11 protein-coding genes are annotated in these 17256 nt (G+C 55.1%); 1 reads left to right on the top strand and 10 read right to left on the bottom strand.

Annotation, left to right across the window (positions count from 1 at the left end; translation table 11 throughout):
* Positions 1 to 30 precede the first annotated feature (30 nt).
* From gltB to ACXADJ_RS16995, 9 genes are all read right to left on the bottom strand, one after another.
* Complete coding sequence (gltB, locus tag ACXADJ_RS17035) at positions 31 to 4479, bottom strand: glutamate synthase large subunit (RefSeq protein WP_475068339.1); 4449 nt, start codon at positions 4477 to 4479, stop codon at positions 31 to 33.
* A 215-nt stretch (positions 4480 to 4694) separates the two neighbouring features.
* Positions 4695 to 6329: an SPOR domain-containing protein gene (locus ACXADJ_RS17030; protein WP_475068337.1), complete on the bottom strand. Its 1635-nt coding sequence runs from the start codon at positions 6327 to 6329 to the stop codon at positions 4695 to 4697.
* Between the two features lie 22 nt (positions 6330 to 6351).
* Positions 6352 to 7446, bottom strand: a complete 1095-nt coding sequence (aroB, locus tag ACXADJ_RS17025; RefSeq protein ID WP_475068336.1) for a 3-dehydroquinate synthase — start codon at positions 7444 to 7446, stop codon at positions 6352 to 6354.
* The gene (gene aroK, locus ACXADJ_RS17020; RefSeq protein WP_475068333.1) at positions 7443 to 7964 is read right to left on the bottom strand and encodes a shikimate kinase AroK; all 522 of its coding nucleotides are present in this window, start codon (positions 7962 to 7964) and stop codon (positions 7443 to 7445) included. The genes aroB and aroK overlap by 4 nt, the downstream gene beginning before the upstream one ends.
* Positions 7965 to 7967: 3 nt before the next feature.
* Positions 7968 to 10073 carry a type IV pilus secretin PilQ gene (locus ACXADJ_RS17015; protein WP_475068331.1) on the bottom strand — a complete coding sequence of 702 codons (2106 nt, stop codon included), beginning with the start codon at positions 10071 to 10073 and terminating at the stop codon, positions 7968 to 7970.
* 1 nt (position 10074) lies between these two features.
* A complete protein-coding gene (locus tag ACXADJ_RS17010; RefSeq protein ID WP_475068329.1) occupies positions 10075 to 10620 on the bottom strand; it encodes a pilus assembly protein PilP in 546 nt (181 codons plus the stop codon).
* On the bottom strand, positions 10613 to 11254 hold the full coding sequence (locus ACXADJ_RS17005) for a type IV pilus inner membrane component PilO (RefSeq protein WP_475068327.1): 642 nt from the start codon (positions 11252 to 11254) through the stop codon (positions 10613 to 10615). The genes ACXADJ_RS17010 and ACXADJ_RS17005 overlap by 8 nt, the downstream gene beginning before the upstream one ends.
* 1 nt (position 11255) lies before the next feature.
* Positions 11256 to 11807, bottom strand: coding sequence for a PilN domain-containing protein (locus ACXADJ_RS17000; RefSeq protein ID WP_475068325.1), 552 nt, complete (start codon positions 11805 to 11807; stop codon positions 11256 to 11258).
* Positions 11807 to 12904 carry a pilus assembly protein PilM gene (locus ACXADJ_RS16995; protein WP_475068323.1) on the bottom strand — a complete coding sequence of 366 codons (1098 nt, stop codon included), beginning with the start codon at positions 12902 to 12904 and terminating at the stop codon, positions 11807 to 11809. Before ACXADJ_RS16995 ends, ACXADJ_RS17000 begins: the two co-directional genes overlap by 1 nt.
* 201 nt (positions 12905 to 13105) lie before the next feature.
* On the opposite strand from ACXADJ_RS16995, the gene ACXADJ_RS16990 reads away from it, so the two are divergent.
* Positions 13106 to 15670, top strand: a complete 2565-nt coding sequence (locus ACXADJ_RS16990; RefSeq protein ID WP_475068320.1) for a penicillin-binding protein 1A — start codon at positions 13106 to 13108, stop codon at positions 15668 to 15670.
* Positions 15671 to 15745: 75 nt separating this feature from the next.
* Here the strand turns inward: ACXADJ_RS16990 and ACXADJ_RS16985 are convergent, their stop codons facing one another.
* Positions 15746 to 17152, bottom strand: a complete 1407-nt coding sequence (locus tag ACXADJ_RS16985) for an FAD-binding oxidoreductase (protein WP_475068318.1) — start codon at positions 17150 to 17152, stop codon at positions 15746 to 15748.
* Positions 17153 to 17256 lie beyond the last annotated feature (104 nt).

The raw sequence follows: 17256 nt of genomic DNA, 5'->3' as shown, positions 1-17256 counted from the left end.
TCTCTCTACTCGTCCAGTGTTTAGCCGTGCTTACTCAGGACGAGCACGGGTGTTTTTCAGCAGCTGCTGCAGATCAGCGGCCTTCGGTTTAACCAGCCAGAACTTGCCAATGAAGCGTTCGAAATCGTCGAGGATTTCCTGACCCCAGGCACTGCCGGTCTCGGCAACGAACTCACGAATGACGCTACGCAGGTGATTGCGATGGGCTTCGGTTTCTTCGTTGGAGATACGGTTGATGTCCACCAGTTCGTGGTTGTACTTATCGACGAAGCTGTTATCCAGATCCAGTACGTAAGCAAAACCACCGGTCATACCAGCACCGAAGTTGTAACCGGTTTCACCCAGTACACACACCACACCGCCAGTCATGTATTCACAGCAGTGATCGCCTGCGCCTTCAACAACGGCATGAGCACCGGAGTTACGCACACCGAAACGCTCACCAGCACGACCAGCCGCCAGCAATTTACCGCCAGTCGCACCGTACAGACAGGTGTTACCTACGATAGAAGTGTGGTTGGTCTTGAAGGTGGAGCCTTTTGGCGGGTAGATCACCAGCTTACCACCGGTCATACCTTTACCCACATAGTCGTTGGCATCGCCTTCCAGAACCATTTCCAGACCGCCAGCGTTCCAGACACCGAAGGATTGGCCAGCAATACCTTTCAGGTTCAGACGGATTGGCTTGTCGGACATGCCCTGGTTGCCATAACGCTTGGCAATTTCACCAGACAGACGAGCACCCACAGAACGGTCGCAGTTGGTGATTTCGAAATCGAAATGACCACCCAGCTTGGCGTCGATGGCACCGATGGTTTCCGCCACCATGCGCTCAGCCAGCAGACCTTCATCGAACGGTGCGTTACGCTCAACTTCAACAGTGTGCGGTTTGTCGGCCGGGATTTGATCGTTGGCCAGCATTGGAGTCAGGTCGAGGTGACGCTGCTTGCTGGAAACGCCTTCCAGAACTTCCAGCAGATCGGTACGACCTACCAGTTCGCTCATGGTGCGAATACCCAGCTGAGCCATCCAGCCACGTACTTCTTCAGCCAGGAAGCGGAAGTAGTTCTTCACCATATCGGCAGTACCGATGTAGTGCTTGTCACGCAGGTGATCGTCCTGGGTAGCAACACCGGTTGCACAGTTGTTCAGGTGACAGATACGCAGGTACTTACAACCCACAGCAACCATTGGCAGAGTACCGAAACCGAAGGATTCAGCGCCCAGGATAGCGGCTTTAACCACATCCAGACCAGTCTTCAGACCACCATCGGTTTGTACGCGAACCTTGCCACGCAGGTCGTTGGCACGCAGCGCCTGATGCGCTTCGGACAGACCCAGTTCCCATGGCGAACCAGCGTACTTGATGGACGTCAGCGGGGATGCCGCAGTACCGCCGTCGTAACCGGAAATGGTGATCAGGTCGGCGTAGGCCTTGGCCACACCCGCAGCAATGGTGCCGACGCCTGGCTCAGAAACCAGCTTCACGGAAACCAGCGCAGACGGGTTCACCTGCTTCAGGTCGAAGATCAGCTGGGCCAAATCCTCAATGGAATAAATATCGTGATGCGGAGGTGGGGAAATCAGCGTCACACCTGGCACAGAGTAACGCAGGGTCGCGATCAGATCGTTCACCTTGCCACCTGGCAGCTGACCACCTTCGCCCGGCTTGGCACCCTGAGCCACCTTGATCTGCAGCACTTCAGCGCTGGACAGGTAGTGCGGGGTCACACCGAAACGGCCGGAAGCAATCTGTTTGATCTTGGAGTTACGGCTGGTGCCATAACGCAGCGGATCTTCACCGCCCTCACCGGAGTTGGAGCGACCACCCAGCTCATTCATGGCTTCTGCCAGTGCTTCATGAGCCTCAGGGGACAAAGCACCCAAGGACATCGCCGCGGTATCGAAACGAGGGTACATGGCTTCAGCCGGTTCCACTTCGCTGATATCGATTGGCTGCACGTCCTTACGGAAGGTCAGCAGGTCACGCAGGGTCGCAGGAGAGCGCTTGTTCACCAGCTCGGCGAAACGGTCGTAAGCAGCCTGGCTGTTGGTTTGTACGGCATCCTGGATGTTCTTTACTACGTCCGGGTTGTAGGCGTGGTATTCGCCACCGTGAACGTACTTCAGCAGGCCGCCCTGATCCAGCTTTTTGCGCTTCTTCCAGGACTTGTCAGCAACCAGTTGCAGGTCGGCTTCAAAGTCTTCAAAGGTGGCACCACCAATACGGCTGGTTACACCACGGAAACACAGATCAACCACTTCCTTGCTCAGGCCAACGCCTTCGAACAACTGGGAACCGCGGTAGGAAGTGATGGTAGAGATACCCATTTTGGACATCACTTTCATCAGGCCCTTGCGAATCGCCTTACGGTAGTTGTGGTGAGACTTCAGCGGATCACCCAGCAGTTCACCGGAACGATGCAGATCGGTCAGGATGTCGTAGGACAACCATGGGTAAACAGCAGTCGCACCGAAGCCCAGCAACACAGCAAACTGGTGTGCATCACGGGCATCGCCGGTTTCAACCACGATGTTACCGCTGGTACGCAGGCCATTCTGAACCAGATGATGGTGCACCGCACCGGTTGCCATCACGGCAGGGATCAGTAGCTGACCTTCTTCCACTTCCTGATCGGTCAGAATCAGGATCACAGCACCGTCCTGGATCGCTTTGGCAGCGGCCTCAGTCAGGTTAACAATCGCTTGCTTCAGGCCTACCGCAGGGTCGAATGCCAGTGGCAGACGCTGGGTGCGGAAAGCATCAGACTTATTACTGGTTAGACCAACAAACTTCAGCGGAGACAGTACCGGTGACGTCAGGATGATACGTTCAGCATGGTCCGGAGTCTGTTCGAAAACGTTCTTCTCGGCACCAACACAGGTTTCCAGCGACATAACGATCGCTTCGCGCAGCGGGTCGATCGGCGGGTTGGTTACCTGAGCAAATTGCTGACGGAAGTAGTCGGCAACGTGACGAACACGACCAGACAGCACAGCCATTGGGGTATCGTCACCCATGGAACCCGTCGCTTCCTGACCTTCTTCACCCATTGGGCGCAGAACCTGATCACGCTCTTCGTTGGTGACCAGATGCAGTTTCTGGTGCGACATAAGCTCGTCACCGGTCATGTCGTCCAGACCAGCGTGCTGCAGGTACAGCGAGCTTTCGATACGAATGGCGTTCTCACGTAGCCACTTCTTGTAAGGCTTCTCGGCCTTGAGGGCGTTATCGATATCGTCAGTCTTCAGCAACTTGCCTTCCTGGGTGTCGATCGCAAGGATCTGGCCCGGGCCAACACGGCCCTTGGCAACCACAGACTCAGGAGCGTAGTTGTAAGTACCTACTTCGGAAGCAACGGTGATGAAATCGTTGTCGGTGATCACCCAACGGGATGGGCGCAGACCGTTTCGGTCCAAGCCACAGACCGCATAGCGGCCGTCGGTGATTACCAGGCCGGCAGGACCATCCCACGGCTCCATGTGCATGGAGTTGTACTCGTAGAAGGCACGCAGGTCAGAATCCATGGTTTCCACGTTCTGCCAGGCAGGTGGAATCATCATACGGATAGCACGGAACAGGCTCATGCCACCGGTGGTCAGCAGCTCCAGCATGTTGTCCATGGAGGAGGAATCAGAACCTGTGGTGTTCACAACCGGCGCGATGTCGCTCAGGTTTGGCAGCAGCGGGCTGTCAAACTTGCTGGCGCGGGCGTTGGCCCAGTTGCGGTTACCCTGAATCGTGTTGATCTCACCGTTGTGCGCCAGCATGCGGAAAGGCTGAGCCAGCTGCCAGCGCGGCATGGTGTTGGTGGAGAAGCGTTGATGGAACACACAAATGGCGGTTTCCAGACGCTCGTCACCCAGATCCAGGTAGAAATTCGGCAGATCGACCGGCATGGTCAGACCCTTGTACGACAGTACGCGGGTAGACAAGCTGGCAATGTAGAAGTCCGGATACTGAACCAGCGCCTTTTCCGCGTAACGGCGAGCGTAGAACAGTTTTACATCGAACTCGGCATCGCTCAGCTCAGCATCGGTAGCGATGAAGACCTGTTCGAAACGAGGCAGACAATCCAAAGCCATAGGGCCAAGACAGTCGTTGTTGGTTGGCACCAGACGCCAGCCCAGAACGGTCAGACCCTGACCTTCAATGGCTGTCGTAATGGCCGCTTTCTGTTCGGCCGCAATGGCGTCGTCCAAATCAAGGAACAGCATGCCGACGGCGTATTGTGCTGGCAGCTCGATACCACCTTCCTGCGCCACGGCGCGCAGGAAAGAGTCCGGCTTTTGCAGCAACAGGCCACAGCCGTCACCGGTTTTGCCGTCCGCTGCAATGCCGCCACGGTGCGTCATGCATGTCAGGGACTGGATTGCAGTCGTCAACAACTCATGGCTAGGCTGGCCCTTCAAGTGGGCTAGCAGGCCAAAACCACAGTTGTCTTTGTAGTCGCCTGGAGTATACAGACCAGTTCTCATAGAACAGCTCTCACCAAAAATTTCTATTAGTTTTATGCTCTGCTGACGGGTCAGCAGGCTGCTCAAAATGCGAGCAATTTAGAGACAAAAGGACACACATTCTACACATGTGGGCCGATTCTCACAATTGGAGGGCGTTTACGGCGTGATCAATCCGACTGTTTCAGCCGGATAACAAGGCGAAAAGCCCAGCAAACACTGGGCCAAGAGGCAGGTTAATTAAATTCGATTTGAGGACGAACTGCGCCAAGTTTTCGCACCCATGGGGTGCCATTTTTCATTTTTGCGGGCAATCCGGAGGCCCAATTAGTTGCTTGTTCTCGCGTTTTGAATTCGCCACCCAGCACCACAAACCAGGGTTTGCCGTTACGCTCGGTGCGATACCACAACAAATGGTCAGCAGCCGACTGCTGCCAGCGTTCAACATACGCCGCTGCACCGGCCTGATCCGAGGTGCCAATCAACTGCACCCCCCAACCGTCACCGGACATCAGCCAGGCCGGATAGGCGCTTCCACTGGCGGTTGCTTGTTCGGGCACATTGCCCACTGTTTCAGAAGATTCTGGCGACTTTTCACTAACGACTGCCGCATCAGTAGTCGCTTGTTCAGAGGCCCTCTGCTGCGCAACCGCAGCAACAGGCGGCTGTTCAGACTCACTGGCTACGGTGTCAGCGATGGCAGCCGGCGTATCGGTGGAAGGCGATGTCGGTTCAGATGACGTGTTCAGTGAACCGTTATTACCTTTATTAATAGTAGACGCAGAAGACGACGCCGAATCGTTTAAGTCAGCATTGGCTCCAGTACCACTATTACTGATAGTAGCAACCGAAGACGTACCGCTGCTGCGAACCACATCCGGGATCTCCAGTTGAGTGACTTCCACCGCCTGCTGTTCCTCCGACGAGTACAGCCAACCCAGCGCCAACAGCATCAGCAGCGCAACGGATGGGAGAATAAGATACAACGGTTTAATAGACGCCTTGCCTTGCGGCATCGAGAATCCGGCCATCATCGCCTTTAACCGCCCCTGTAGGCTCTTGCTCCGAATGACTTTGTGACTGGCAGCAGAATCCTGCGCCTGCTCGGTCACTTTGGCGGACGCCGCTTTCAAGGAAGCCAGAAGCTCCTCATCCGCACCAGACAGAGGCTCGGTGGATGCCTTGGCGGAATGAGCCGGAGCGGTATGCAGGTGCTGACTGTCGCGAGCATCGGCCGACAACTCAACCAGATCGGCGTCAAAATCATCCGGCAGTTCCAGTTCGTCCAACTGACCGGGGAAATCGAACTCCAGATCGTCGAAGGCGGCGGAGGCATCGTCGGCAGTCATGGTGTCCAGCTGAATCCGGTACACCGGTGCCGCTGTTGGGCCTTCACGCAATTGGCTATCAAAGCCTTTAAGACCAAACAGACAAAATGAAATCGCATGGCTGGCCATCAGGGCCAACTGACCAATCGCCGCCAGCATGTCGTCGGACAGCTGCTCTGCCTGATCAATAATGACAATGGCGGGGTCTGAATCTTCCGCCCGGCGGCGAGCAAATTCCAGCAACACTTCCCGGGCAGACACCTCATCCGCCGGTAGTGACTGAATACCCAACTGCTGGGCGACCAGACCGGTCAACAAGGCCGGACTGCCAAGCTGATTGGCAGTCAGAGCAATCACAACAGAGGTCGTTTGATGCTGAACCACAACAGCCGTGCGTAACTGCTGCAGTTGCGCAGCATCCTGACTGGACACTGCGACCAACAAAGGTGAATAGTTTCCGAGATGGCAAATCAGCTCAAGATAGCGAGCCGGGGAATGATAGGCGTCCATGCCGGCAGCGGTGGCGTCCAATGTGGATGTCATACATCCTCCTGCATTGCCTTGGTCAGTAGCTTTCCAGCGCACCCTGTTGCAGGGTCTGACGCAAAAGCTGCTGATCCACGTCTGAAGTTACAAAAGCGTTGCCAATAGACTGCAACAATACCAAACGTATCCGGCCATCCAGCACTTTTTTGTCAATTTGCATGCGCGACAGAAAATCTTCGATGGACATATCGGACGGAGCGGCCACCGGCAAGCCGGCTTTCACCAGCATGGCTTTCAGGTCGGCGACTTCGGCATTGGTCAGCGCACCGCTGCGACAGCCGTAATCCGCCGCCATCAACATACCCGTTCCCACGGCTTCACCATGGAGCCAATTACCATACCCCTGATGGGCTTCGATGGCATGACCAAAGGTGTGACCCAGGTTCAGAATGGCACGAATTCCACCTTCGCGTTCGTCCTGTGCCACCACGTCGGCCTTGCATTCACAAGAAACACGAATGGCTTCAGCCAGCAATTCTGAATCGCCTGCCATCAAGCCGTCGATATTGGCATCAATCCAGTCATAGAATGGCTTGTCGGCGATCAGGCCGTACTTGATCACTTCCGCCATGCCCGCAGACAGCTCACGCGGCGGCAGTGTTTTCAGGGTGTCGGTGTTAATCAGCACGGCTTGCGGCTGATAAAATGCACCAATCATGTTCTTGCCCAACGGGTGGTTTACGCCGGTTTTGCCGCCGACGGAAGAATCCACCTGCGACAGCAGTGTGGTCGGCACTTGCACAAAATTCACACCGCGCTGGTAACTGGCGGCCGCAAAGCCACACATATCGCCAATCACACCACCACCCAAGGCAATCAGCGTAGTCGTACGGTTATGGCCTTTTTCCAGCAAGGCATCGAAGATCAGGTTAACCGTTTCCAGCGTCTTGTACTTTTCGCCATCCGGCAGCACAACCGCATCTACCTGTAGATTAGCGCTTGCCAGCATCGATTCAATGGCGGCCAGATACAGTGGCGCAATGGTCTCGTTGGTCACCACCATGACCTGCTTGCCATGCACGTGACGAGCCAGCAGCTCAGGCTGTTCAAACAGGGATTCACCAATATAAATCGGGTAGCTACGATCACCCAGATCAACGTTCACGGTTTTCATGACAGAGCCTTGACGCGCTTGCGGATTTCGTTAACGACCCAGCGCGGGTTGCGCTGGTCGGTTTGCAATACGATATGGGCGACCTCGCGGTACAGCGGATCGCGTTTTTTGAAGAGTTCCTGCAATACCTGGGCAGGGTTTTCCGTTTGCAGCAGGGGACGGTTTTTGTCCTTGGCGGTACGGGCAATCTGCTGTTCTACCGAGGTGCAGAGGTAGACAACAACGCCACGGCCACGCAGATGCTTACGGTTTTCCGCTCTCATCACTGCACCGCCACCGGTCGCAAGGACCAGATCTGTTCGCTGGGTCAGAATATCGATCGCCTGTTCTTCACGATCGCGAAAGCCTGCCTCCCCTTCCATATCAAAGATCCATGGGATGTTAGCCCCACACTTCTCTTCGATAAATTTGTCAGAGTCCACAAACTCGCGGTGTAAATCACCAGAAAGCAAACGGCCAATGGTGGTCTTTCCAGCCCCCATTGGCCCTACAAGGAAAATCGATTGTTCGGACGACATATTCTAGTTTGTATTAAACGAGTCCTTCAGCAGCTTCGGTGTAATGAAGACAAGCAATTCGCTCTTGTCATCCGAGTTGCTGGTATAGCGGAACAGTGCACCAATCAACGGTAAATCGCCAAAGAACGGTGTCTTGCTGACGGATTTAACCTGCTCAGACCGGAAGATACCACCAAGTACCACTGTCTCGCCATTGTCTACCAACACTTGTGTCTGCACAGCGTTGGTATTGATCGTTGGAATACCCGATGCGGTCGTCTCACCTACCGAGTCCTGGTTGATCACCAGATCCATGATAATGCGGTCATCCGGGGTGATCTGCGGCGTCACTTCAAGGCGCAGTACCGCTGACTTGAAGGAGGTCGAGGTTGCACCACTGGACGTCGCTTCCTGGTATGGAATCTCGGTACCGGATTCAATAAAGGCGGTCTGACCATCGGCGGTAATCACACGTGGTTGGGAAACAATTTCTGCACGGCCGTCGGTCTCAATCGCAGACAGTTCCAGATCGAGCAGGTAGTCCGCCGTCTGATAGCCAATCGCAAAGGTCGACGCATTACTGGCCGTGGCAGCGAAATCAACAATGTTGGAATCAGACAGGCTCAGCTCACTGCTGCTGTCACCGGAGGCGCGGTCAAACAGGATCTGATTGGCCTCGGACAAAGTGGTCTGGCTGCCACCGGCGGTGGTCCAGTTGGAACCGTTGTCCTTGTAGAAGCCACCGCCCCACTTAACGCCCATTTCCTCACCCACAGTGGTCGATGCGCTGACAATACGCGCTTCGATCAGCACCTGACGAACCGGTACGTCGAGCATCACCAGTGCTTCACGCACCTTCTCGAGATTGGCTGCAGTGTCTTTCATCAAAATGGTGTTGGTACGCTCATCAACGACCGCAGAACCACGCTCGGACAGCAGGCCACCCTCACCGGAGGTCAGGATGTTGGCAATATCAGCGGCCTTGGCGTAGTTGAACTGCATGAACTCCTGCACCAGCGGCGCCAGTTCTTCAACCTGCTTGACCGCTTCCAGTTCAATCTTCTCACGCGCGGCAATTTCTTCCGCCGGAGCAATCAGCAGCACAGAGCCCATCTGACGCTTGCCCAGAGCCTTGGTTTTCAGCACCAGATCCAGCGCCTGATCCCAGGGTACGTTTTGCAGGCGCAGAGTAATGCTGCCCTGAACCGTGTCAGAGGCCACCAGGTTCAGGCCGGTGAAGTCAGCAATCAGCTGCAATACCGCACGGACTTCGATGTTCTGGAAGTTCAGTGACAGTTTTTCACCAGTGAACGGGAATTTCTTCTTACGCTCGGCGGCGACTTCTTCCTGTTCTTCGGATACGTTGATCGACAGCAAACGGTCGGTCTGATAGGCCAGATACTCAAAATCATCGGAAGTTGGCTCGATCACAATGCGGGTACCGCCTTCGTGATCCTTGGCATCGACGTACTGAACCGGCGTTGCAAAGTCAGTTACATCCAGACGACGGCTGAGCTCACGCGGCAGACGCACACCTTCCAGATCGGCGATAATTTTGGAGCCTTCACGACGAATATTGGCAGATGCTTTCGGGTCGTTCAGCATGATCTGGACCTGACCGTCGCCCAGCTCACCACGGCGAAAATCGACGTTAACCACTTTAAGGGCGGCATTGGCAGCCGAGCGAGCCGGAGTCACGGCAACCATCGCGCCAGTGTCTGGCGTATCGATGGTAGCAGGGGCTTGCTCAGAGCCCACGCGAACCAGCAGGGTGTTGCCTTCTGCGGTTGTTGTGTAAGGCACCATGCGAGACAAGTTGATCACCAGACGGGAGCGATCCTGGGTGGTCAGCACCACCGCAGAACGGGCGTTACCGGCACCAATCTGATGACGTTTGGATTTCAGACCACTGACAACACCAGGCATATCAATGGCAATACGCGCAGGCTTTTCAATGGTGTAGCCACTGATGTCCGGAGCCGCGCCGTCAAATTCGAGCAGAATTTCAGTCACATCGCCCGGCAAGGACGAAAAACGGATGTCGTTCAGCATGGCGGCGGAGGCTACACCAGAGGCCAGCAACACACCCAGCGCGACCAGCGTTCTGGCCAGAGTGCTAAAGAGGTTCATATCAGTTTTCTCCGCCTAATCCTTCAAGAGCTATTGTTTTAGGACGTTCAACCCAGCCACCCAGGCCATTCGGAACAATTTCAATCAAACTTAACCGGTTGCCAGACACTGACAGAATGCGTCCGTGGTTCTGGCCCATGTAATATCCTTCGTGCACTCGCACCACGCTACCATCGCCGTCGCGAATCAGTGCCCACAGCACCTCATCCGCACCACGCATGGTACCCACCATGGAAAGTTCGCCAAGCGGGTATTGCTCAAGGTGTTCTTTCGGGCGATCGAAATCCGGCCGCACATTACTGGAAGGCGCCATGCCGCTCAGGCTTTTATCGACTACCACTGGCAACTCGAACGGCGAACGCAGGCCCGCTGCGCTGTAGCTGAAATATTCGTACGGCTTGAACACCGGGATTGGCTCAATACGGCCACGAGGCTTGGCCATCGTCTGCTTCACGTATTGTTGCAAGTCGGTGTTACCGGTTTCCGAGCAAGCTCCCAGAAACGATCCAGCCAGTACGACGGCAATCAGTCGGAACATGTTAGTCATCCTCGCCACCACCGTACTGATAGGTTTTGGCCAGGATCTTCATTTTCAGCTCACCACTGCCCTGCTTGGCCGACGAAATCGAAAAATCGTGCAGTGTCACGATTCGTGGCAAAGCCGCCACACCGGACACAAACGCACCCATTTCATGATAGCCGCCACGCACCTCAATGGTGATCGGCAGCTCGTTATAAAATTCCGCTTCGCGCAGTGGTTGTGGCGAAATCGCGTCCAACTGCAAGCCGGCACCCAGTGCAGTGGCGCTGATGTCGTCAACCAGACCCGGTACTTCGGTGTCTTTTGGCAGCTGCTTCAGCAAGGAGCCGAAGCTTTCCTGCATTTCTGCCAGCTGGGCCCGGTATGCATCCAGATTGGCAGCCCGAAACGCCTTGCGCTCGATGTCTTTCTTGAGCGTGGTTTCCTGAGCGATAGCGCGGTCCAGGCTTTCGCTGGTATCAGCAACCAGCAGGAAGTAACCACCCACAATGACAGCGACAAACACCAGTACGCAGAAGAAAATCTTACCCGGCAGCGGCCAGCTGCCCATGTCGTTCCAGTCGATTTCATTGATGTCGTTAACATCAAGCTCGCCGAGCTTTTCACGCCAGGCGTTGAAGTCGAAACCCTTGGCAGCCATCTTAAAGCTCCTCGTTGTTACGAGGTTCTACGCGTTTCATGGCGACCTCAAACTGGTTACGGCCATTGTCCAGTGCCTTCACCCCCAACAAAGACGGGTCGGTGAACCACTCGGATTCATCAAAGGTACGCATCAGCGCGGCTACCCGGTTGTTCGATTTGGCCTCCCCCTGCACCAGCACCCGGTCACCAGTGACATCCAGTGAGGTATAGAACAGGTCTTCCGGTACGGCACGCGCCAGGTCATCAAACAAACGCACGATCACCGGACGGTTACCTTGCAGATTCTGGATCAGCTCCATGCGCTCAATCAGCTGCTTACGGGTATCCGTCAGCTCATTGATCTCGGCAATGCGCTTGTCGATGGCGGTAATTTCTTTCTTCAGGTAGTTGTTACGTGCGTTCTGCTGACTCAGCTCGCCGTCGTAATACCCACTGACACTGAAAATCAGAAAGGCAGCGACACCCGCCACCAAACCGACCAGCATCAGAAACTGTTTCTGGTTCTCCTGCCGCAGCTCTTCACGCCACGGCAACAGGTTAATATTTGCCATTAACGGGACCCTCTCATCGCAAGACCGCAAGCAACCAACAGCGATGGTGCATCAGCGCTGAGCACATTGACGTTAACCTTCGAAGACACCGCCATATCGCGGAACGGATTGGCCACCAGAGTTGGCATCCCCATTTCCTCCGAAACCTTCTCTGCCAACCCATCGAGGGCCGCAGTGCCGCCAGCCAGAACAATGCTGTTCACTTCGTTGAACGGACTGGACGAGAAAAAGAACTGCAAGGAGCGGCTGATTTGCTGCAATACCGCGTTACGGAACGGTTCCAGCACATCCTGCTCAAATTCTGGCGGCAGACCATCACCGGTTTTGGCCAGCATGGCTTCCTGATGATTGAGGCCATAGCGACGCATGATGTCTTCAATGAGCTGATTGCCACCGAACAGCTGTTCGCGAGTATAAATAGAAGCACCATTGTGCAACACGCTCAGTGTCGTCATGGTCGCACCAATATCAATGATCGCCACGGTTTGCTGGGATTCGTCTTCCAGTTGCGGCTTGATCAGCTCGAACGCGCGTTCGGTACAGTAGGCTTCAATATCCACGATTGCAGCTTCGAGGTCTGCGTACTCGACCGCATCTTTGCGACGTTCGACCGTTTCGGAACGACAGGCCGCCAGCAGAACATCCACCACACCGTCGTTATTTTCGAGGGTGCCCTGAATCTCCCAGTCGAGGGAAACTTCTTCCAGCGGGTAGGGAATGTACTGGTCGGCTTCGGCGCGAATCTGAATATCCATCTCGGCATCGTTCAGATTGGCGTTCATTTGAATATTTTTTGTAATCACCGCGGAACCGGCGACGGCAAGCGCTGCCTTACTGGCAGATGAACGGGATTTGGTCAGCGCCCTTTTGATGGCTTCGCCGACTTCTTCGTCATTGTGGATATTCTGTTCCACAATGGCATCGTTAGGCAGGGGTTCTGAAGCATAGGCTTCAACCCGGTAACCGGCGTCAGAGTGACTTAATTCCAGGACCTTAACTGACGTGGAACTGATGTCCACTCCAAGAAGGGCTTTGCCCTTCTTGCCAAACAAGCTAGCCAGCACCACAAAATCCCCTTGAAAATCGAGAGCTTGCATCAACAAGCTCAGAATAATCCTATATTTGGGCGGTCATTATAAGCACAATCCTATAAAAAGGACAAAAAAGGCTTATAATGCCGCGACTGCGCAAGAGACTACGCTGTCAACGCTATTTATCTTATGAGCTTTCTTAAATCTGCAATAAAATTCTTCAGCTGGCTAATACTGGCAATCGCCTCCGGAACGGGCATTGTCTGCATGGCCATTTATCTATATCTGGCCCCGGATCTGCCCGATCCTGAACAGCTGCGCGACGTCGATCTGCAAACGCCGCTGCGAATCTATACTGCTGATGGCAAGCTCATCAGTGAGTACGGCGAAAAACGTCGATCCCCATTGCCTTACAGCGAAGTCCCTCAGACCTTTATCGATGCACTGCTGGCGTCCGAAGATGATGCGTTTTTCGAGCACTATGGCGTCGATATTAAAGGACTTCTGCGCGCCACGCTGGAACTGATTCGCACTGGCAGAAAGAAATCCGGCGGCAGTACCATCACCATGCAGGTCGCCAAGAACTACTATCTCAGCAGCGAGAAAACCTTCGCCCGTAAATTCACGGAAATATTACTGGCATTAAAAATCGAAAAAACGCTCAGCAAGGAAGAAATTCTCGAGCTTTATATTAATAAAATATATTTGGGCAAACGGGCTTATGGTATCGAAGCCGCCGCCCAGGTTTATTACGGTAAATCAATAAACGAATTAACCCTGGCTGAAACGGCCATGATCGCCGGCCTGCCGCAGGCGCCTTCCGCCGCCAACCCGATCCGCAACCCGGAGCGCGCCAAATCCCGTCGTAACTACGTGCTGGCCCGGATGCACACACTGGGCAAGATCACCACCGAACAGTTTGACAAGGCTCTGGTTGCCCCAATCACGGCGGAATACCATGGCGCCACGTCCGAAGTAACCGCTCCTTATATTGCCGAAATGGTGCGCCGCGACATGGTGGAACGCTATGGCAACAAGACCTACACCGAAGGCTATGTGGTTAAAACCACGCTCGACAGCCGCCGTCAGGAAGCGGCCACCCTGGCCTTGCAACGCGGCCTGCTGAACTACGACCGCGCCCATGGCTACCGCTGGGAAGCCAACAGCGTCAAACCGGTTCTGCTGGGCGAAGAAGACAACAGCAACACCAGCAGCGACGATCTCCCTGAGTGGGCAACACAAGATCAGAACAGCGACAGCCAGATCAATTGGGCATCCACCATAGAACAATGGCAACACCTATTGAGCAAGGAAGACAGCAAGGGCAACCTGCAACACGCGATTGTTGCCAAAGTAGATGACGACGGAGCCTGGCTGGTGATGGAAGACGGCACTGCCCGCTTGCCATTTGCTGGCGTGGAATGGGCTGCTCGCTATATCCACGTTAACGCCACCGGAGCCAAACCGGAAAAAACCGCCGACGTATTAAGTCAGGGCATGCAAATCTGGGTTGAAGAACGCGATGGCCAGTTGTTACTGGGCGAGCCACCGGAAGCCGAAGGTGCAATTGTGTCGCTGAACCCAAACAACGGTGCGATTCAGGCACTCAGCGGCGGCTTTGAACAATCCGCCAACCAGTTCAACCGTGCTACCCAGGCATTGCGCCAACCCGGCTCCTCCTTCAAGGCCTTCATTTATAGTGCTGCACTGGAAAACGGCTTTACGCCGGCCAGCGTCATCAATGACGCCCCGGTGGTATTCCGCGATGCGTCACTTGAAAGCACCTGGCGCCCGGAAAACTACAGCGGCAAATTCTATGGCCCAACGCGTCTGCGTGAAGGCCTGTATCGTTCCCAGAATCTGGTCTCTATCCGCATCCTGAAGCAAATGGGGCCACGTACCGCAGTTCGCTACATCGAGCCGTTCGGTTTCCCGAAAGGTCGCCTGAGTGCCGATTTATCGTTGGCACTGGGTGCAAGCGCGGTCGCGCCGATCGAGCTGGCCACCGGCTATGCCGCCCTGGCCAACGGTGGTTTTGCAATTCAGCCCTTCTATATAGATAGCATTGAAGATTCCGCTGGCACCCTGCTGTTCAAGGCCAATCCGGCCCTTGCCTGCCGTCACGGTTGCGATGACCTGAAAGCCGAAGCCGAACAAGCCGCCACTCTGGCAATGCTGGAAAACGAAACCACCGAAGAGCAATCTCGCGGCAGCGGCATTGCAGCCAGCGACGCACTGATCAGCGAAGACCTCTCAACCGGTGCTGCAACACCATCCTCCGACGACGCAAACGACGCTGTGTTTGAACCACAGTCACCGGTGTTTGCGCCACGCGTGATGGACGAACGCACCAACTTCCTGATGGTGAACATGCTCAAGGACGTGATCCAGCGCGGCACCGGCCGTCGGGCCAAGGCTTTGAACAGACACGACCTGGCAGGCAAGACCGGCACCACCAACGACCAATTCGACGCCTGGTTCTCGGGCTTCAACCCGAATCTGGTCACCACGGTGTGGGTCGGCTTCGATCAACCGTCTACTCTCGGCCGCTGGGCTCAAGGTGGCACCACCGCCCTGCCAATCTGGGTCGACTACATGCGCACGGCACTGGAAACCGAGCCCGAAGTGCAGCTGGAGCAACCCGACGGCATCGTGTCAGTTCGTATTGACCCCAAAACCGGGCTGCTGGCAGCACCCAGCCAGAACAACGGCATCTTCGAGTATTTCCGTCAGGAGAACGTGCCGACGGAAACCGCCTTGCCAGACTACGTTGAGCAAACCGGTGAAGATAACGACAGCGGCCTGAGCGCCACCCCTGAGCTGCTGTTCTGACTTTCAGGTCAGATCAGCAGGCATAAAAAAACCGGCGCACGCGCCGGTTTTTTGTGTCTGATCGGTACGAACCGATCAGTCCATATCGATCAGCTTGCCCGGGTTCATCACGTTGTTCGGGTCAAACGTGGCCTTGATGGCTTTCATGTAAGCGATCTCAGCAGCGGAGCGGGAGTAGTGCAGGTATGGCTTTTTGGTCAGACCAACACCGTGCTCGGCCGATACCGAACCGTCGTACTTCTCGGTAATTTCAAAGACCCACTTGGAAACCTTACCGCAACGTTCGAAGAATTCTTCCTTGGCCAGATCGTCCGGCTTGAGGATATTCAGGTGCAGGTTGCCATCACCAATGTGACCGAACCAGACGATTTCGAAGTCAGGGTATTCGCGTACTACCACTTCCTCTACTTCCGCCAGGAACTCAGGTACCCTGGAAACCACTACGGACAAGTCGTTCTTGTACGGCGTCCAGTGAGAAATGGTTTCGGAGATGTCTTCACGCAGACGCCACAGATTAGCCGCCTGGGTTTCGTTCTGGCTGATGGCACCATCGTAAACCCAGCCTTCTTCCATGCAGGACTCGAACAACTGCATGGCAACATCCATCTTGTCGTCGGTGTCGGCCTCGAATTCCAGCAGTGCGTAGTATTCGGTTTCGGTCTCAAACGGTGCTTGCACATCACCACGAGCCAGTACTTTTTTCAGTGCCTTGTCGGAGAAGAACTCGAACGCAGTCAGATCCAGACCAGACTGGAACTTGTGCAGCACGTTCATGATGGCGGTCATTTCCGGCACACCCAGCACCAGTACAGTCAGGTTCTTGGCCGGACGGGTCAGGCGCATGGTCGCTTCGGTAACAAAGCCCAGCGTGCCTTCACCACCAATGAACAGGTGACGCATATCGTAACCGGTGTTGTTCTTCAGCAGGTCTTTGTTCAGACGAACAATCTCGCCTTTACCGGTTACCACCGTCAAACCAGCAACCCAGTCGCGGGTCATGCCGTAGCGGATCACCTTGATGCCACCGGCGTTGGTAGAAATATTGCCACCAATCTGGCTGGAACCAGAGGAAGCAAAATCCACCGGGTAGAACAAGCCATTGTCTTCGGCAAATTGTTGCAGCTGCTCGGTAATCACACCCGCGCCACACTTCACAGTACGGTCGACCGCATTGAAGTCGGAAATCTGGTTCATGTAGTCAAACGCAACCACAACCTCACCATTGGCCGCGACCGCACCAGCGCTCAGGCCAGTACGACCACCGGACGGCACCAGTGCCAGACCCGCTTCGTTGGCCAGCAGCACAATCTGCTGTACCTGCTCGGTGGTTTTCGGGAATACAATGGCAGAAGGCTTGGGATCGAGGATCTTGGTCCAGTCCTTACCGAAGGTTTCCAGGGAATCGGCATCGGTACGAACCTTGTCTTCACCAACAATGGCCGACAGGCGTTCAACAAGGGCGTCTAGGGTCAATTGCGTCATGGCTTGATTATCCAGGGCTTATCCGGGGATTTATGAGAATTCGTCATGCCATCCTGAGGGATCATCGCGATGATGACTGGGACGGAGTATCACATTTGAAAGCG

The organism is Oceanobacter sp. ABM4_470 (genome assembly GCF_056158645.1).
The sequence above is the reverse complement of the archived record's forward strand: the minus strand, read 5'-3'. Positions and strand labels throughout refer to the sequence as shown.